The organism is Bremerella alba (assembly GCF_013618625.1).
Classification (GTDB): domain Bacteria; phylum Planctomycetota; class Planctomycetia; order Pirellulales; family Pirellulaceae; genus Bremerella; species Bremerella alba.
This window is the reverse complement of record NZ_JABRWO010000002.1, coordinates 21436-39626: the sequence shown is the minus strand read 5'-3', so window position 1 is coordinate 39626 and position 18191 is coordinate 21436. Positions and strand designations below refer to the sequence as shown.

At 52.1% G+C, this 18191-nt stretch carries 14 protein-coding genes; 5 read left to right on the top strand and 9 right to left on the bottom strand.

From position 1 onward, the window contains the following. Positions 1–61: 61 nt before the first annotated feature. From HOV93_RS03455 to HOV93_RS03440, 4 genes are all read right to left on the bottom strand, one after another. A complete protein-coding gene (locus HOV93_RS03455; RefSeq protein WP_207395078.1) occupies positions 62–1090 on the bottom strand; it encodes a dipeptide epimerase in 1029 nt (342 codons plus the stop codon). Further along, positions 1087–2202 carry a DUF1611 domain-containing protein gene (locus HOV93_RS03450; RefSeq protein WP_207395077.1) on the bottom strand — a complete coding sequence of 372 codons (1116 nt, stop codon included), beginning with the start codon at positions 2200–2202 and terminating at the stop codon, positions 1087–1089. The genes HOV93_RS03455 and HOV93_RS03450 overlap by 4 nt, the downstream gene beginning before the upstream one ends. Positions 2203–2259: 57 nt before the next feature. Further along, complete coding sequence (locus HOV93_RS03445; RefSeq protein WP_207395076.1) at positions 2260–2727, bottom strand: hypothetical protein; 468 nt, start codon at positions 2725–2727, stop codon at positions 2260–2262. A 112-nt stretch (positions 2728–2839) separates the two neighbouring features. Next, positions 2840–3316: a VOC family protein gene (locus tag HOV93_RS03440; RefSeq protein ID WP_207395075.1), complete on the bottom strand. Its 477-nt coding sequence runs from the start codon at positions 3314–3316 to the stop codon at positions 2840–2842. A gap of 116 nt (positions 3317–3432) precedes the next feature. Here HOV93_RS03440 and HOV93_RS03435 point away from each other — a divergent pair, with 116 nt between their 5' ends. The 4 genes from HOV93_RS03435 (at position 3433) to HOV93_RS03420 (ending at position 9686) form a co-directional block, all read left to right on the top strand. Then, positions 3433–4797, top strand: coding sequence for a sigma-54-dependent transcriptional regulator (locus tag HOV93_RS03435; protein ID WP_207395074.1), 1365 nt, complete (start codon positions 3433–3435; stop codon positions 4795–4797). 358 nt (positions 4798–5155) lie between these two features. Next, the gene (locus HOV93_RS03430; protein ID WP_207395073.1) at positions 5156–6934 is read left to right on the top strand and encodes a Na+/H+ antiporter NhaC family protein; all 1779 of its coding nucleotides are present in this window, start codon (positions 5156–5158) and stop codon (positions 6932–6934) included. A gap of 39 nt (positions 6935–6973) precedes the next feature. Next, positions 6974–8737, top strand: a complete 1764-nt coding sequence (gene ggt, locus HOV93_RS03425; RefSeq protein ID WP_207395072.1) for a gamma-glutamyltransferase — start codon at positions 6974–6976, stop codon at positions 8735–8737. Positions 8738–8813: 76 nt separating this feature from the next. Continuing rightward, positions 8814–9686 carry a DUF1559 domain-containing protein gene (locus HOV93_RS03420; RefSeq protein ID WP_207395071.1) on the top strand — a complete coding sequence of 291 codons (873 nt, stop codon included), beginning with the start codon at positions 8814–8816 and terminating at the stop codon, positions 9684–9686. A 125-nt stretch (positions 9687–9811) separates the two neighbouring features. Here HOV93_RS03420 and HOV93_RS03415 read toward each other — a convergent pair whose 3' ends face one another. The 3 genes from HOV93_RS03415 to HOV93_RS03405 all read right to left on the bottom strand — a co-directional run bounded on the left by HOV93_RS03415 (position 9812) and on the right by HOV93_RS03405 (position 12730). Beyond that, positions 9812–10489 (bottom strand): hypothetical protein, encoded by a 678-nt coding sequence (locus tag HOV93_RS03415; RefSeq protein ID WP_207395070.1) that lies wholly within the window; start codon positions 10487–10489, stop codon positions 9812–9814. Between the two features lie 72 nt (positions 10490–10561). After that, complete coding sequence (locus HOV93_RS03410; RefSeq protein ID WP_207395069.1) at positions 10562–11368, bottom strand: BPL-N domain-containing protein; 807 nt, start codon at positions 11366–11368, stop codon at positions 10562–10564. Between the two features lie 57 nt (positions 11369–11425). Then, positions 11426–12730: a carcinine hydrolase/isopenicillin-N N-acyltransferase family protein gene (locus tag HOV93_RS03405; protein WP_207395068.1), complete on the bottom strand. Its 1305-nt coding sequence runs from the start codon at positions 12728–12730 to the stop codon at positions 11426–11428. A 338-nt stretch (positions 12731–13068) separates the two neighbouring features. On the opposite strand from HOV93_RS03405, the gene HOV93_RS03400 reads away from it, so the two are divergent. After that, a complete protein-coding gene (locus HOV93_RS03400; RefSeq protein ID WP_207395067.1) occupies positions 13069–14265 on the top strand; it encodes a XylR family transcriptional regulator in 1197 nt (398 codons plus the stop codon). A gap of 162 nt (positions 14266–14427) precedes the next feature. Here HOV93_RS03400 and HOV93_RS03395 read toward each other — a convergent pair whose 3' ends face one another. Both HOV93_RS03395 and HOV93_RS03390 read right to left on the bottom strand, forming a co-directional pair. After that, a complete protein-coding gene (locus HOV93_RS03395; RefSeq protein ID WP_207395066.1) occupies positions 14428–16932 on the bottom strand; it encodes a M14 family metallopeptidase in 2505 nt (834 codons plus the stop codon). 59 nt (positions 16933–16991) lie between these two features. After that, positions 16992–17792, bottom strand: a complete 801-nt coding sequence (locus HOV93_RS03390; protein ID WP_207395065.1) for a BPL-N domain-containing protein — start codon at positions 17790–17792, stop codon at positions 16992–16994. Between the last annotated feature and the right edge of the window lie 399 nt (positions 17793–18191).

Below are 18191 nucleotides of genomic sequence, written 5' to 3'. Positions count from 1 at the left end.
GTGTCGCCCAACGGTTGATAGATCGCATTATTATTGCCGTAACCGGCAACTGAGATGTGGTCTAGACCAAAGTGGTGTTCAAAGTCACACCGCAGCCAAAGCCACTCGGTCGAGAAATTTTCCCGTGTTGCACCTTCACGCCCTGGGCTGGTTGCCGGGCCAGCAGAGCCGCACCGTCCAGGTCTACGTAGTCGAGTCGTGGCGCCAATTGAGCAGCCGCTGAGATCGCGACTTCCGACTCGATCATGCATCCAACCATTGTTTTGAGGCCACGGGAGTTCGCTTCGTCTAACATCCGAAACGCCGGAGTTAAGCCGCCACATTTGCACAGCTTAATGTTAATGCCATGAAACAGTCCATCGCATTCGCGAACGTCATCCTCTCGCTGGCAGCTTTCGTCGGCGATAATTGGCAGTGCACTTTCCTCGAAGACGACTCGCTTAGAGGCTACTGGGGCATCGGCCGGCAGAGGTTGCTCGATAAACTCGACGCCCAAAGAAGCAAACTCGATTGAATTGCGGATCGTTTCTTCGACTGTCCATGCGCAGTTCGCATCCACACGAATGACGGCATCGCTGCTGTCACGAAGGGCTTGGATAATTGCCAAGTCATCGCTCGTTCCCAGCTTGACCTTGATAATGGGCCATCCAGCAAAACCTTGAAGTTCCTCAATCATTTGTGGAATCGACGCAATCGAGACAGTGATACTCGACTGAGGAACGTTATGCCAATTCATTCCTTTCCGCTCGAAGACCGAAGTGCGATGGCGTTTACCGTACAGGTCATGAGCAGCTTGGTCCAAGGCCGAAAGGGCGAAGTAATCATTCGCTAGCCGCTCCTCGGCAACTTCCCAAAGTGCTTCCGGTGTGGTGAACTCCCACTCGCGAAGCTCTTGCTCGAGTTGCTTAAGGGAATCAATGATTGAATCTGCCGAATGTGTGTAATAGCTGCTTTGGGTTGCCTCGCCTAACCCCGATTCTCCGTTATCGTACAACTGGACAATAACTGTTTCCTGGACCGAAATCTCGCCACGCGAGATTCGAAACACGTTTCGGAGGGGCATCTCGACTCGATTAATTTCCAGTCTCATGGGTTCACCTTCTTTCCTAATTCGAGAACAGCATCTGCGAGTGCCTGAGGTCCGTCGCGATAAACATCGTAGACCGGCAAGCCCAGTTCAGCGGACACCTTCTCTTTCTCGGCCGTTGCTTCGTCGGCAGATAGGCGACGTCCATTTAGCGCTACGCCAATAACCTGACATGGATTCCGAGCCGATGCGATCGTCTCGTAAATGGTCTTTAGCTCGGCTAGTGACTTCAGCGGTACGTGATCAAGCCCCTTTGTTGTTGTTCGTCCTCCTTCGTAGCACAAAATCAGCCCGTCAGGCGCGCAGCCATGCAAGAGACCTGCGGTCACGCCGGAATAAGCTGGGTGGACAATGCTTCCCTGACCTTCAATCAGCAGGAAATCGTGCTGTTGGAAGGCCAAGACGAGGTTTTCCATCGAACCATTGACGAAGTCTGATACCACGGAGTCAATTGGGACGCCGTTACCAGCGATCATGATTCCTGTTTGTCCCGTCGCTAAAAACTTGGCATCAAGGCCTCGCTTTAATAGCTCTCGCTCGATCTCTAGCGAAGTAAACATCTTACCGACGGCGCAGTCGTGCCCGACTGTGTGCACACGCACACACCCTTTGCGAAATTCCGGATGTTTCGCCGTAGATCGCTCGTCGATACGACGGACGTCAATAAGTTGGCTACCACTTTCTGCGGCAGCGGCAACAAGCTGAGAGTCGCTGCTGAGAAAATCATGCAGACCTGAGATCACATCGATACCAGAGGCAACTGCCTGGCGAATTGCGGATTGCATGGGAGCTGGCAAGCGTCCCCCGGCAGGGGAGATTCCGATGAACATGGCATCCGGCGAGTCAGCTTCGTTTAGCGATGACACGATCGGGATATCCCCGCCATGACCCAGTGCTTCGCTGGCGGTACGATGGGGGCACTCGCTGTCGAGTAGAGCCACAACGTCATCGCCGCGAAATCTGAGTAAGCCGTTGGCGGTCTTGGCTGTGGAGACGTTAGTGTGTCCCTCGGTGAGGATGACGATCCGACGATACTTGGATAAGTCATATGCAGTTGTACCACTAACCGGACTAAGTGCTGGCAAGTGGTCTTTGATTTCATGCGTAGTGCTCATAGTTGCGAGCGAATTCCTGTTCACAGAGAATTGAAAAACAATGTATTACTAAAAGGGTTATTCCCCTTCGGGCATATCTCGCGGTCCTTCAGGACCTGCCATGGCGAAGCGAAATTGGTTGACTCCTCCGGCAATAACCTGAGCAGTCTGGCCGGTATCTCCATAGAGACAAACTTGGCCAGCTCGGTTACGAATTTCTCCCTCAGAGCTGCCAGTCGCATCGGTAACGATCACGCGATAGCGGCCTGGTAGAAGATCTGATCCCTGGTCGGTTTCCAGCTGAAACTCTCCGTTGGATTGGATGTCACCAGAAGCAACCGGCAGCGCGGCGTGCTGATCATCAGGCTCGAAACGTACCACACCTTCGCTTAGTGGCACCCGCCCACAGAAGATGATGCCTTGGACTAGTTCCCTTTGATTGGTACTACCGGAACTGCCGAAGCAGCCTGGAATTAGTACACACACGCAAGTCGCAAGACCCAGTGCGATCGCGTGTTGATATTTTGGAATAAGGTTCATGGACATGGTTATGAACTCCCCCAGACTTCGTAGTCACAAAAAATTTCGATTTAGAATCTCGTTAATACTGCTAGAAGGCAGCTGGAACCGAAACAAGGTTTTTAAGACGGAGATTGGCTTACGTGGCAAACAACGAGTCCATACTCTGAAATCCTTTGATCTCTATCGCGTTGCCTGATGGATCAAAGAAAAACATAGTTCCTTGCTCCCCAGGCTCACCGGCAAAGCGAATGTAAGGCGCAATTTCAAACTTAATTCCCTTGTTGGTGAGTCGTTCGGCCAACTCGGTCCATCGATCCATTGTCAGCACAACCCCGAAGTGGGGAACGGGAACTCCGTGGCCGTCGACCTCGTTATAGTGAATGGAGTGTCCCGACATTTTGGCATTCAAATGGCAAACGAATTGATGCCCAAAGAAGTTGAAATCAACCCAACTCTCCGCATTTCGACCCTCTGGACAACCCAACAGTTCTCCGTAGAACGAACGAGCAATTGCCAGATCGTGGACTTGCATGGCCAAATGAAAAGGGGGCAGGGGGGGACAATCGGTGGGGCTGCTAGTTTCGGTCTTGGCTTCTCGGGCGGAAAGTGTCATGGAATCTCCTCAATGATCACGGAGGTCTACTTGGCAATAACTGGCTTGCTCGTTATGCAAGAACCGTACCGGTCGAAAAGGTTCGCCTAGTCGAACTGACACAACAGGGGAGATAGATGGCAAAGAAGCCGCGACAAAAAATCCTATTTATCGACGACATACCTGCGTTATGTGAGGAGATGGTAACTACCTTATGTAACGAGGGTTTGGAAGCGGAATCGAACCTCAGTCCGCTGGATGCGATCCCTAAAGTGGTCCGCGGTGACTACGACCTGATTATTACCGGTATGGTGATCGCGGAACTGGGAGGTTTCGAGATTATACGCAGCATTCGCGGAGGTGGTTGCCGAGTTCCCATCATCATGGTTACTGGCTTTGGCACAGAGCAATCAGCCATCGAGGCTGCCCGGCTAGGTGTCGCCGATTACTTGACTAAACCTATCGAGAGTAAGGAGTTAGTAGCACGGGTGCGGCGAGTTCTTTGGGAACATGCCCCCAGTCCGCCGACGCGTCACAAGTCCCTTGCCAGAATGATTTCTGGCGATGCGAAGATGAACACCGTCTTTGAAAAAGTGAAAACGATTGCCCCGACAGAAAGCCGGGTATTGATCCTGGGGGAAACGGGCTGCGGCAAACAACTTCTGGCGCACGCGATCCATCAACAAAGCCAGCGAAGCGAGCAGCCGTTTGTAGAAGTCAATTGCGCTGCGATTCCTTCCAATTTGTTGGAAAGTGAATTGTTCGGACATGAAGAAGGCGCATTTACAGGAGCCTCTAAGAAGCGGATTGGGCGATTCGAGGCCGCTGGAAATGGGACGATTTTTCTGGATGAAATCGGGGAACTCGGTTTCGAGCTGCAATCGAAGTTGCTACACGTTTTGGATAGCGGCAAGTACACCCGCGTGGGCAGTGGCAAAGATCAAATAAGTCACGCTCGTCTAGTTTCCGCCACCAATCGTGACTTGATGAAGGAGGTGGAACTGGGGCGTTTTCGAGCGGATCTCTATTATCGACTGAACGTTATTTCCATCGAGCTTCCACCGTTGCGGGAACGTCCGGGAGACATCTCGTTACTTGCCCAACATTTTGTGAATCAGTTCGTGCCCGAAGGTCGTCAGCCACCAACGTTCACTCCTTCTGCAGTGGAGATGATGCGGCTCTATCCCTGGCCAGGGAATGTGCGTGAGCTGCAAAATTTCGCCGAGCAACTCGCCGTATTGCATCGCAATACGCATATTGAGGCAACGGACCTACCTTCTCGAATTGTGCAACACGGCCTGGCAGGGCCGAACGCTGTGTCTAGTAAAGAACGCCTTCCTTTTCGGAAAGCGAAGGATCAGTTCGAGAGAGAATATCTGTTGGGGGTGATTCAAGACGCCAACGGTAATCTAGCCGAAGCAGCTCGCCTCTCTGACATGGATCGCGCCCAGTTCTACCGAATCGCCAAGCGACATGGATTGACCACGAATCCCGACAGCTAATTCTTTTTGAAAAATTTTGGATGGGCCGCGTCGACGGTGCTCAATATAGTTGCCGTTGTTGACAATTTATCAGCATCCTTGGTCTACACGTTGACGATTCGTCAGCGGCCTTCCAGGAAGACAATTCCTTCCTGAGAGCTATCCGTGGTCTTGGGCAACCCGATTCGGTACGCGCAAGACGCAATCTTTTCTACCGGTTTTGCATTGCTGGGTTTATCCTTGCTTTTCTGATTGAGCGGGCAAGGTTCGGCATCTAGGTTGCTTTATATCACCGGCAACATAATCACACTGATCGAAAAGAATTGCTTGGCGGAGCGATGATTTTCGACTTCCTTATTTTCACTAGGGTGTCATTGACTTGCTTCCGCAAACCGACCATCAACAATCAGATCCTGGACAAGATGCGACTGAAGAAATCGCTCCGCAAGCGGTGCCTCTTTTGCGTCGCATTGCCTTTCTAGGAGCAATAGCCGTTGTCCTATTGGTATCACTCTTTGTCGGACAAAGCATCTCGCCAATTTGGGTTGTGCAAGACGTCGTGCTCGACTCGGGCGAAATTGATGACTTGTCATTGTCTGTCCCGCTGGAGGACTCTGGCCTCACCGATGAAGACATTAAGAAACATCAGGCTGACGATACCACGCCTGAAGTAACAAGCTTACTTGTCTCCCGCATGACGCAGTCCGGCGAGCGTCAATACGTGCGTCGAACAACCACACCACACTATGGCATCTGGTCACTATTCCCGGCGCTTGTGGCGATTGTTTCGTGTTGGGTGTTTCGTGAACCTCTGACTTCGCTACTATTGGGCACTATCAGTGGTGCTTTTATCTTGGGTCAAATCGACGTATTGGATCAGGTCCTCTTACCTTCCATGGCGACCGTCAAGGCAGCCGGAATACTGTTGCTATACCTTTGGCTGCTAGGAGGTTTGCTGGGAATCTGGGCGCAGACGGGAACGGCTCAGGCATTTGCCGAGTGGGTCTCGAGGACGTTTGTGAAAGGTCCTCGGACCGCGAAACTCGCGGCCTGGTGCTTGGGCATTCTGTTCTTTCAGGGCGGAACGATTAGCACAGTGTTAGTCGGCACGGCCGTGCGTCCTGTTTCCGATAAGCAAAATATCAGTCACGAAGAGCTGTCCTATATCGTCGACTCTACGGCTTCGCCGATTGCCTGTTTGATCGCATTCAATGCTTGGCCAGGCTATATTCAGGCCCTCATTTATGTTCCTGGCATTGCCTACCTTGCCAGTGAGCACGACCGCATTCAGTTCTTCTTTCAAGCATTGCCTCTAAGCTTCTATGCGATTTTCGCCGTGCTGGGTACGTTTCTTTTAGCGATCGATCGTGCTCCCATTTTGGGTAAGCGATTTCGCGAAGCAATTGTGCGAGCACGAGAGACGGGCCAATTAGATCGACCAGACGCCAGTCCTATGGCGTTTGATAGCCCCGATGCGAAGAAGATCGCTCCTCATTACAAGCCCCATCCCATCGATTTCTGCTTGCCGATTGTTCTATTAACCATGGTTGCTGTCGGCAGTTTCTATCTGACAGGGACTCCCCAAGTGCGGTGGGCCTTTGCCCTCGCGTTGATTGTTGCAGGGAGTATCGCACTCTTGCGTGGTATGTCTTTGCAAGACTTGATGGCTGGCGTGGGGAGTGGACTACAAAGCGTGGTGTTTGCGTCCTTAATCTTAATGCTGGCAGTGACCCTTGGCGACCTGACACAAAAGATAGGAGGCGGCGCATTCCTTGTCGATTTACTAGGTGACTCGGTCCCATATTGGAGCCTGCCTGGACTTTTGTTTGTCATCACCATCGGCATTGCATTCTCGACAGGAACGAGTTGGGGGACTTTTGCTGTCGCGTTTCCGTTGGCAATGCCTCTTGCCTTAGCATTGGCCACATCACAAGGGCTTTCCAATGAATCCCTTTACCTTTCGGTTTGCTTTGCCTGCGTGCTTAATGGAAGTGTGTTTGGCGATCAATGTTCACCGATTTCTGACACGACCGTGCTCAGCGCGATGACCACCGGGGCGGACCTGATGGATCATGTTTTCACTCAAATCATTCCGGCAAGCGTCGCTGCGCTGCTGGCATTGGCATGTTGGACCTTGACGGTCTTAGTGTTTTGTTAAGGCAACTCTATGTCACTCGCTTCGTTAACAAGGATTAACATGATTCGATATCATCATTTTTGCACTTTCGCATTGTTCGCTATCGGAGGGCTGCTGAGCAACTTGGTCAGCCCAACGCTCTCGGCTGAGGAAATCGTTCGACCGCCCCGTAAGCCCGTCGAGGTTGTCCAAGGAAAGTTGGGTGTCGTCACCTCGGACACTCCACTCGCCTCTGAGGTCGGTCGAGATATCCTCGCCAAAGGTGGAAATGCCGTTGATGCAGCGATTGGGGTTGCGTTTGCCCTGGAGGTGACCTGGCCGGAAGCCGGAAACATCGGCGGCGGTGGTTTCATGATGATTGCTCCGCCTGACGAAGAGGTGGTTTGCATTAACTACCGTGAAAAGTCCCCCGCAAATGTCGACACGAAAAGTTTCGTGAACTGGAAACAACGCAAGCATATTCGCATGGCGGGTGTTCCCGGCACGGTTCGGGGGATGGCGTTGGCACATGAGAAGTATGGCAAGTTACCGTGGCATGAGATCATCGCTCCCTCAATAGACCTTGCTCGTGAGGGCATCGTTGTTGACCCCTACCTCGCGTACTCACTGAACTTAGTGTTTTCGGTGGACTATATCCAGAAGTTGCCACGCTTTGCTGAGTTTCGCCGCGTTTATGGTAATCCTAACGGTCGTCCCTGGAAGCCAGGCGATAAGCTCGTACAAGCGGATCTTGCCAAAACGCTTACATTGATTGCGGAAGATGGCCCGAGTGTGTTCTACGAAGGAGCAATCGCCCAAAAGATTGCGGCCGAGTCGAAACGCGGCGGGGGCTTGATCACGCTGGAAGACCTTAAGCAGTACACGGCCCAGGTCTTGCCGGCTGTGGAAGGAGAGATTGGTCCCTATACGGTGTTTGGTGCTCCTCTACCATCGTCAGGAGGTACGACCGTCTTAATGCAGTTGCGGATGCTGGAAGCCTTGGAATTTCCAACCCAGTCGGATGATTTTTGGACGGTCGAACAGGTCCACCTTATGACAGAGGTGATGCGCCGCGGTTTCCGCGAACGGGCCGCATGGTTGGGAGACCCCGACTTTGTCACCGTACCGACCGACATTACTTCCGAAGAACATGCCTGGCAACTCGCCTCGACCATCGATACCTCGCAAGCTACGCCAAGTGAAGATATCGCCGGAGATATCCCGCTCGCTGAGGGACCTTACGAGAGTTCGGAGACGACTCACTTCTCAGTAATTGATAAGGACGGACTAGCCGTCAGCAATACATATACGCTTGAATCGACCTACGGTTGTCGAATTGTCGTTCCGGGCACCGGTATGCTGTTGAACAACGAGATGGGGGATTTCAACTGGTACCCTGGGTACACGGACCGAAAAGGGAAGATTGGCACTGAGCCGAACTTAATCGCCCCAGGCAAACGCATGCTTAGTTCACAGTCACCAACTATCGTGCGTGAGAACGGTAAGACCAAACTACTAATCGGTAGCCCCGGTGGCCGCACAATTATCAATACCGTCACGGAAATTGTGATGCAAACACTGATCCTGGATCGTCCACTTGATGAAGCGATTGATGGACCTCGCTTTCATCATCAATGGTTCCCAGATGCTATTCGTTTTGAAGCCTCCGATAACGGACTGTTTGACGAGATGAAACCGAAGCTGGAGGCAATGGGACACGAGATCGAAGCGAACGATGTCTGGCGACAGGGATGCGCGAACGGGATTATCGTCGACCTGGAGACTGGCGAAGCGCGCGGCGTTTCCGACTGGCGGCGCGGAGGCGGTGCGCGGGCGGTCGAGTAGTCCGAGTCTGAAAAATTATTTTAGTGTTTGTTAAGAGTCACCTTCCTGACATATTTATCTCACGGAGCCAACTGCAATGAAGTCAAATGTTTCTATCCCGAAACCTCGCGGGGCATTTACCTTAGTTGAACTGCTGGTCGTTATCGCGATTATTGGAATCCTGATTGCACTGCTTTTACCTGCTGTTCAACAGGCGAGAGAAGCCGCACGCCGGATGCAATGCCAGAACAATTTCAAGCAAATGGGCTTGGCGTTGCACAATTATCACGACATCTTCGGCGGCTTGCCGGCGGCTTATTATCGTGACCCAGACTATTACAATCGCGGTTGGGGCTGGCAATCTATGATCCTCCCCCAGATCGAACAGAGTGCCTTGTACGATGTAATGGAAGTTTCCACGAAAAGAATTCCTCGTGATCCCGACCAGTACACACAGACGGTGTTGTCTGCGTATCGCTGTCCGTCAGATACAGGTCCTGATCAGAACCCGGAACGCAACGATCAAGGGATGTCGAACTACATTGCCGTTCAAGGGTCTGACAGCTCCGGCGGTTACCGTTCCAGTTCGGACGATCTTGGCGACTACGGTGGTTTTATGTTCCAGGTGAGCTTCATTAAGTTCCGTGACGCTACAGATGGACTAAGTCATTCGCTGATGGTTGCCGAGCGTAGCTTTGTCGACAAGGCACCCGAACGACCATGGGCTGGTGGGCAATGGGTAGGCGTGACCTATAGCGCAGGTTATGCCGGCGTGATGCGATGCGTCTGGGACAACGATAATTACAAACTCAATGGTGAAAACACTTGGGCTTTCTCAAGTAATCATCCCGGAGGTGTTCAGTTCCTCGTTGGCGATGGCTCGGTTGATTTCCTTCCAGAAACGATCGATGGAACGACGCTTATTCGGCTGGGTCAAAGAAACGATGGTGAGGTAGTCGGAGCGTTCTGAATCGAGCGATTACTCCTTACATCTCCACATATCAACAGCAAGGCCGGTTTCTTCGAAAACGAAGGAACCGGCCTTGTCGCTTGAAAGTGCAGTTATTCGAGTGCCGAATGGCATCTAGCGAACTTCTATAACGAATCCGTATCAACAAGACGAGTATCGCGAACCCAGGTGCTATTGTGAAACGCGTCTAGAAAACCTGCAGACACCTCACGGCACCCTTGCTCACAAACCGCATGATACTTGGGATGAGGAAGAAGGTCTGGATTGATCGTTCGCCTACCACCAAACGATTGTTGGCGGCACGACAGAAAGTAGGCAGTACTTGGCGAACTACCGTCGTCGTTCCAAGGTGTTGTCCATGCTGAGATCAGGTCGTAGGCCGACTCGCGATTGATCAACGACTGCATCTCGGACAGGTTAAGCGAGAACACAAGGCCGTTGAACCAGTTTTCGATCGAGTCGGTGGGCCGGGCATTCAGGACGCCGCACCGAGTTTTGCAGATCTCGCCGCCGTAGACCTGGCGGCCACGTGGGCTCATGACGTACTCGTAAACGCGACGAGCTTTTAAAACGATCACGGGCCGTGCCTGTCGCACAGTCTCCGGAGCGAAGGTGCGACAGGCCGACTTCAGATTGATCAGGCTTCCGTATCCAACCAGGGAAATGCGAGACTCGGGATGAGGGAGAATAGACTCGAGTTCCCAAGGATAGGAATGCTCCTTACCCTGGTGTTCGTCCAATGGAAGCTTGATACTAGCGATACGATCAAGTATTCGCGACTCCTCAAATTGATGAGAGATCAATCTACGAGAATCCTATGTTGGAGAGGAATTGCAGAGCAAGGTTGAATGACGCCCAAGTGCCGGTCCCAAGGCCTATTCGACTTGGCCGCTACCGGCCCAGCGAACGCCCTCGGCCATGATGGAGTTGGGGCCGCTAGACGTCTCTGGATGAGGGCTAAAGCAGATTACGCGCCCCTGACCGTATATCGATCGCACGATCGCATGTGTCCCGACCATCGATCCTTCTGGTGCACCCTTTTTAGCGATTTCGGTCCCATAGGACGCAAGGACTTCGTAGCCTGGTAACGAAGATTTGTTATCAGGAACAAGCAGTGGTCCTTGACCATAGTAGCAATCAAGTTCGGCTTCTTCCGTGTTTAGAAGTTTGCAGCCAGCAGGAGAGATATCAAGCGAAACCGTTCCTGTTCCTCGAGCCCAGTGAGAGCGATCCCACACCTTGGCGTTGATCAGACCCAGCGACCAGGAATAGTGCGAAGAGGCGAGATAAGAGCCAGCACAAATGCCGACGTAACCACCGCCATCTCTAACAAAGTTCTTTACCACTTCGCATCCAACATCTTCCAGCATCTCAGCCTGTTTACTACCGGATCCACCTGGCATGATCAGGACATCGAAATCACTGAGGACGCCATCGCGAATTTGCGCTGGACTGACAATCGTTGTTTTAAAGCCGGTTTCTTCAATAAGGATGCGTTTCAGATTTGTAGGTCCATTGCCTTTTCCGTTTGAGTGGCTATAGACGGCAACTCGGATCTGAGGACCTGTCTCGGTGACCACAGAGGTCTGGGCCACCACAGGCATGGCGACTGCCAAAGTCAGGGCGATCACACAGATCGGCAGCAATAGGTTTGAATTGGCGAGAGTATTTACGTGCGACATCACTTACTATTCCAATGCGGAGATTGAGTTGGCGGGAATGGTTCGGGAGGGTTGTGGCTATTTGCCGGCAGCCGCTTCCAGGGAAGTAGCGAACGATGGAGGCTCTGGAGCCCGAAGAGACAAGGCAGCGTTTTTCTCCTCGATTAACTCTTGCTGCATGGCGTCCATCGCTTGCTGGCCTGCCATGCGCTGAAGCTCTCTGATTTCGCTGACCGAGATCCCCTTTTCACTCCAGCGTTGCTTCGCCTCTAACACGGTCGTGACAAGAGCGTCTTCGGTTCGCCAGAGGTCCTTCCAGATTTCGGTCATTCGATCGGTATCGATTCCTTGGCCATCAGAAGTCTTGTGCCAGTCTCGAAGAGTAATCGCGATTTCGCCAATTTCCCCACCCCTATCGTCGGTCAGTGGATCGGCAACTTCGCCTACTGGAAATACCGGCACCGCAATCGAAAACTTAGGATCACCGAGCATCGTCCACATCGTTGTCAGCTTTGGATTCTCGCCTGGTTTAACACCGTGAAATACGACGGCCGAGACGGTGGTGGTGCGGCTAATTGTGTTGGTGGTCGCGATGGATTCTGGAAGTTCTCCCTTGGGACCATTAACGGAACCGGGATAGGGGTTCCCAGAATCATCGCTCATGTCCCGGCAACAGTTGCGGACCACGTCTTGAACCGAGATGTCGTCAAAGCCAACTTCGTTCAAAATACAGGTTGCACGCAGGTATCGCTCGCCCGAGTAGATGCCATCCAGATTTTCAGCAGGTGGATTGGACTTCAATTTCTGGGCAGTCGTTGAAAAGTTCGACCGGACGATGTATCCGTTAGGGGCAGTCACCGGATCGTTTGCATCGAAGAGTTTATAGGTCTTGGGTCCAGTTTCAAATAACGCGGCACCGCCATGAGCGTCGATGACGCCGAAATTTGCGACAGTGCTTCGGCCTGAGATGTTGGTTTCCTCCAGCAAGCGGCGGAAATCATCAACCGTCTTGCACCTTTCCAACGCCATACGCATAAACGTTCCGTTACCAGGGCCCGAGGAATCGTCTTTGGTCGAAAGGTCTTTGCTCAGAGAATTCTCGATGCAGAAACCAACTTCGTTGACCCCCATCCACACACTGCTGCGTTTGCCGGCGCTGACCACGGCGACCGCCTGATACTTTCCTTTGGTAATCAATGCAACTTCGTTATGAAGGCTCGTTCTGGTATCGCGGTTCTTCCACAACAGAGGGCGTCCGTCTGGGGTGACTTTACCACTAATTACAGCGGTGGTGCACGCGAGACTGTCGGTCGCCGACATTGCTGAAATGAGAGATAGAAGCCCGAGCACTGCGAAAACACGGCTTGGATAAAGAAGCTTCATTGATACTCCTCAAGGGGGTAAGGAACCAATAGAAATGTCTGCAAGGTTGACACGAATGAGTCATCTCTTGCCCGCTTCTTGGGCAGAGAATGCATTGTTTATAGGAGTATCCATATCGTGCGGTTGTCTCACAATGGTCTTATGCGCATAACGATTTACGATTTTTGCGGTCCGGCTTTCCCTCAAGCCAACAAAGGCCAAAAATATTCTAGTAAATGACAGTTGATGGATCGCTTGGCCTGGCAATTGCTTTAATTCAGCTAGATAAAACCCCACCTGTTTTTAACCTCGCCAAACTGAGCTCACAAATACTTCTAAAGAAGTAAGGTCCACTCGCAATGATCCAGCGTGTATCCGCATGTCCTGATCGGCTTCGAATCGCTTTGCTGGTCTTGAATGAAAGTCACTGGAGTCGGTGCATTCTCGATGGTATTGCTCGCTTTGCACTAGCACACGGCCGTTGGGACATTTGGATGTATCCACGTGGTATCGGGACGCCGTCCAGCCTTCCCCCGGACTGGAGCGGACAAGGAGTGATCTCCAGAATATCAAATGAGCCATTGCGTCAATCAATCGATCAGCATCGCTTGCCGACAGTCAACGTTTCATGGCATGGCGTTCATAGCCGACGATTTCCGAAAGTGATCACCGATCCGCATGGAGGCGGTCGACTGGCAGGTGAATTCTTCGTCAACCGTGGCTTCACGAATGTGGCCTACATCGGGCCACCGATCTGCTACAGTTATCAGGATGAAGTACTGCCTGAGGTATTCAAGACGGCCGAGAACGCTGGTTGTCGTACTTTTCAGTTTGTTCCCGATCCCTCGGCGCCCCAGCCTGATTACGATTATCAGAGAAGGCGGCTGGTGCAGTGGGTGCGATCGCTACCCAAACCGGTAGGGATTGTCGCTTGGAATACGGTCGTGGCTCGTGAGATCATCCTGACTTGCCAAGCCGAGGAAATCAACGTTCCCAATGATGTCGCGATTCTGGCCGTCGAAGATGATCCGTTGGTATCGAAGCTTTCCCCGATTCCGATTTCCTACATCGAGCAACGAGTGGAAAACGTGGGATTTGAAGCCGCGAGAGAACTTCAGCGGATTATCTCAGGCGGAGAGCCGCGGAGCGAGCCGGTGCTTATCGAACCTGAGGGGATTGTCGAGAAGGCCTCAACCAACACCGTGTTTGCGACGGATGCAGTTGTTCGTGAAGCTGTCAGGTTTATTCAGCTCAACAAAGATGTCGCTATCACCGTTACCGATTTGACGCGGCACCTGGATGTGTCGCGGCGTTCGCTCGAAGAGCGTTTTCGCAAAGTACTAAAGCGATCGCCAGCGGAAGAAATACGATTGGCACGAGTCAATGTATTGAAAGCGATCCTTCAGCAGACCAATTGTACGCTGGCCGAAATTAGCGTGCGTTCAGGTTTCAGTTGCGAGAATTCGATGCTGCGATTCTTCAAGCGAATGACGGGGATCACGCCAGGTGAATTTCGTCGACATCATCCGCAAGATCTTTTGGAAAGTGCGGACTAGGTTAACGCTGTCATGCTGGGGTCTATTTTAGTAAAGCGTCGCTGAATCTAGCGAAATGCATTGTCGAGCATGACCGTCACCAAGAGTCAGCCGGTATCTAAACCTAATTCCGGCTGCGATTGCTATCTTGAACGCTCCCGCTTGATAAGCAGCCCTAAAGATTCAGGATTCAGATGCCGGATCCATCAGGATAGATCGCATTAGCAGGTGAAACGTCGCATGGGACCAGCCTCGGTAGTGTGGGCAAAAGCCAAAAAGAATAATGGTGCCTTGGCCTTGTTCTACCCGCACCCACCCGATCTGGTTTTCGATCACCTGCGGCTTCTCGATGGTTCCCGACAACAGGAGCCTGCGAGACGCATACCGTAGCAATGGCGTTATCTTACTATCGGCGTAATCTTCAGATTCCTTTTCTTTCGAGGTTAGTGTGCGCCACGCGCGAGACTTTCCAAACATCAACGGAATAGTTGCAGGCAAACCTTGGGTCAGCGAATCGCTTTGTGGGATGCCCCGAACAACGCTTCCGCTGCAGTAAAAACCATCTGCGTGATCTTCAGACAAAACGTTGATCAATGGAATTCGAAGCAAGTCGACGACCCAGGGGCAAGCATCGTCCATGACAATGAGTTTTCCGCCGTCTCGGACAAACTCTTCGATGGCGAGTGCCCCTTCGACATCGAGTCCACCCGTCATCGCCGTTTCGACACTACCTTTCCGCCGCCCATTTTCAATTCTCGTCGCCGAGATGTTGGCGATCACAATGATATCGAAATCTTCGCTCAGCTTACCGGCCCGGATCATTTCATTGCGCACACGAGTATGCGGCATCTGAAAGTGATCGAGCGTCCATCGCAGCCATCCCTCATCCATACTTGCGCTCCAGGGAGCATACACGCCGACGCGTGGAAGCGACTTCACCTCATTACCTATATCTTCTGTTCGGTCGTCGGCAGAGTCCTTGTCCTTATTGTTGGCTGCTTTGACTTCCTTCTTTGAGGACAGCTTGTTCAATTCTTGGATCACTTGAGTCCAGTAACGGCTGTCTTTTGGGGTTAGTGATTCTTGGTTTTCATCGCCCAGGAACGATTGTGGGAGTTCTCCTGCGATGGGATCGAGTTGAATGTCGGAACCCAACGGCTGAATGACTTCGACGACACGCAGGCCAAACAAGGCGGGCAGTGACCACCCGGAAACATCGTAGGCTTTCGCATCATCTGGGAATTCTTTTAGTTCGAACAAGTCATTGAGCATATTCTGATTTGGTTGGTCGCAGCGGATGACCAGTGTTCCAGGAGGATAGGTCCGTTGGTCTGCAATGAATTCAGAATCACTCACGTGAACGTCAATTCCCGAAAGGTGCAGTAGGTCCACCAAGCGGATTACTGCTCCCAGATCTTCGTTGTCCGTCGTTATAAGCCAAGCCTGGCGTTTCGAGTTTTCGTTGAGCGTAGACGATCGAATTGCAGCAGCCATTTTGTTCCGCAGCCAGAATTTAGGTTCGCGGCTGAGTGTTCCCAGTAGTGATTCGGCAAACGAGAGTTCGTATTCAATGATATCTGCCTGACGCCACCAGCCTCCGGGCCAGGGGGCGATAAACTGATTGGAGAGGCTGTATGACTTTCGGCCTAGCGGATCACGCAAATCAGAGCGTTCCAGAAATACAGGGGATGCCCAATTTGCCGAGGCCGCTTCAGTGAGGATACCGATAATATTATGCCGGGCCGGAACCGCGCGGTTTCCACCGTTCCACCAATTGTCATAAGAAACTCCTGTGGCAACGCCAGAACATCCGTCGGCCAACATGTCCATGGCTGCTCTAGCGCCAATCGCGTTAATTCCTGAGACAACTAGCGGATCAATGTTGCTGTTGAGAGGATCCCGATAAGGTGGCACGAAGAAGCGTTCTCTCACGCCACCCTGTTGATGCACATCCCACAAGATCTGCGGATGCCACTCGTGATAGAGCATCTTGGTAAGAAGACGCGATTCGTTTTGGGTGAGGGCGAAGTAGTCGCGATTGTTGTCGTGCCCGGTATATTTCTGATATAGCTCTGGGAGGGAAGTACCTTCATATGGTTTGCCGACCGTTTGACGATACCACTGCGCAACATGATCGATCCCGTCGGGATTGAGCGATGGCAGTATGACGACAACCGCCTCGCGACGCATCGCATCCCAAGGTTGTTCTGAGGATGTCGCGAGCATCCAAGCCATTTGCATTCCCATTTCGGTTGCTGCTAGTTCGGTGGAATGCATGGTTGGCGTAACGAATAGAATGAGCCGACCGTTGTTAATCGCGTCTTCCTTCTCTTGGCTCGACTTACCCCGAGGATCGGCGATAACCTTGGCCGATGCTTTAATCGCATCAAGACTCGCCAAATTCTCTGGGCTAGAGATGATGGCGGCCAGAAAATCACGTCCTTCACTCGTCTTGCCCACCGTTTGCAGCTTTACGGTGGGACATGTCTTCGCAAGCATTCGGTAATACTTACTGACGTTACCCCAGTCGACCACATGAAAATCGGCCCCCAAGGGACGGTCTAGATGCATCTCTGGTGATGGAACCTCCGGAGCATCCTTTTCGGTTGCAAGCAGCGGAAAAGGGAGTGTTGCCAGCAAAGATACGAGAGTCCAGAAACCGAGTCTGGTGGTATAGCAAGTCGTCATAAATTTGTTTCCGAAGTCGTTCATCGAAGGTGCACATCGACGCGATTTATGTGGTTGATTCACGGTGTTTTGCCACGTCCAGCCCAGCGGACACCCTCGGTCATCAATGATTCAGGTCCAGATGGCTTTTCAGGATGCGGACTGAATGCAATGACTCTTCCAGTGCCATACATGGTTCGCACGATGGCATGCATGCCGACCATGGTTCCCTCTGGCGCTCCCTTCTTCGAAACCTCCGTTTTATAGGTCGCGAGCACTTGATACCCAGGCAAGTCGCTATCTTCCCCAGGGGCAAGCATTGGTCCTTGGCCGTAATTGACGTCAACGATCTGATCAGATGACTTGAGGGCTTGGCAACCGGCGGAAGTCATCTCGAGTGAAACAGTCCCAGTGCCTCGGGCCCAATGTGCCAGGTCCCAGACCTTCGCATTGACCAAACCCAGACTATACGGCTTGTTCGTCGTGCACAGGTAAGCACCGGCGCAAATGCCAACGTATCCTCCACCCTCCTGGACAAACTTGCGAATTTGATCACGGCCTTCTTCTTCCAAATGCCGAGCCTGGCTGCTCGCGCTGCCACCAGGCATGATGAGCACATCATAATTATTGTGAAGCACTCCCTTGCGAATCTCATCGGGTCGAACCACGGTTAGGACGAATCCATTTTCCGGTGTCAAGAATCGTTTTAAGTTCTTGGTGCCCTTGCAGAAATCCTTGGCATGGTCATAAATCGCGACACGGACGTGCTTGGCAGACGGCGAATTGTTCTCTATGTCTTTGGCTTGGACCAAGCTTGCCCAGACACAAGAGCCAAAGATGGCCAAGAGACCGATGGCATTCGAAAGATAGCTAGTCTTCATGGGAGCATGGTCCTCGGTAGGAAATTCGTTTAGGTAGGATACTGCTATTTCTCTGAGGCAGTACGCTTAGCGATCGTCGTAAGAGAGCCTATCGCCGTACTACAAGGATTGCTCAGAACAAAACTCTCCACAATGTGAAAATGCGCAACAAGAGTTCCATTCTTTGCTAAGAGTGTCACGCTTGTGATCCATTTCCTGCACATGACACAACGACAGCCCCCGTCTCAAAGTTCCCCGCAATGTGAATATCTAGATCTGGCCCTCCAATGGAAATTGAACGAGCCGTTGGGTTATGTTCAACAAGGTGAATGGCAACATCCACGACGATTGGGCTGCCGCGTATTTTGAATGGTTGTGTGCGCAATATTGAATTGAGGATGCGGCACGGTCAGCTAGACT

Excerpts from the sequence above, each read along its gene's own strand:
- HOV93_RS03455 (WP_207395078.1), bottom strand. The coding sequence starts at position 1,090 with ATGAGACTGGAAATTAATCGAGTCGAGATGCCCCTCCGAAACGTGTTT.
- HOV93_RS03450 (WP_207395077.1), bottom strand. The coding sequence starts at position 2,202 with ATGAGCACTACGCATGAAATCAAAGACCACTTGCCAGCACTTAGTCCG.
- HOV93_RS03445 (WP_207395076.1), bottom strand. The coding sequence starts at position 2,727 with ATGTCCATGAACCTTATTCCAAAATATCAACACGCGATCGCACTGGGT.
- HOV93_RS03440 (WP_207395075.1), bottom strand. The coding sequence starts at position 3,316 with ATGACACTTTCCGCCCGAGAAGCCAAGACCGAAACTAGCAGCCCCACC.
- HOV93_RS03435 (WP_207395074.1), top strand. The coding sequence starts at position 3,433 with ATGGCAAAGAAGCCGCGACAAAAAATCCTATTTATCGACGACATACCT.
- ggt (WP_207395072.1), top strand. The coding sequence starts at position 6,974 with ATGATTCGATATCATCATTTTTGCACTTTCGCATTGTTCGCTATCGGA.
- HOV93_RS03420 (WP_207395071.1), top strand. The coding sequence starts at position 8,814 with ATGAAGTCAAATGTTTCTATCCCGAAACCTCGCGGGGCATTTACCTTA.
- HOV93_RS03410 (WP_207395069.1), bottom strand. The coding sequence starts at position 11,368 with ATGTCGCACGTAAATACTCTCGCCAATTCAAACCTATTGCTGCCGATC.
- HOV93_RS03405 (WP_207395068.1), bottom strand. The coding sequence starts at position 12,730 with ATGAAGCTTCTTTATCCAAGCCGTGTTTTCGCAGTGCTCGGGCTTCTA.
- HOV93_RS03400 (WP_207395067.1), top strand. The coding sequence starts at position 13,069 with ATGATCCAGCGTGTATCCGCATGTCCTGATCGGCTTCGAATCGCTTTG.
- HOV93_RS03395 (WP_207395066.1), bottom strand. The coding sequence starts at position 16,932 with ATGACGACTTGCTATACCACCAGACTCGGTTTCTGGACTCTCGTATCT.
- HOV93_RS03390 (WP_207395065.1), bottom strand. The coding sequence starts at position 17,792 with ATGAAGACTAGCTATCTTTCGAATGCCATCGGTCTCTTGGCCATCTTT.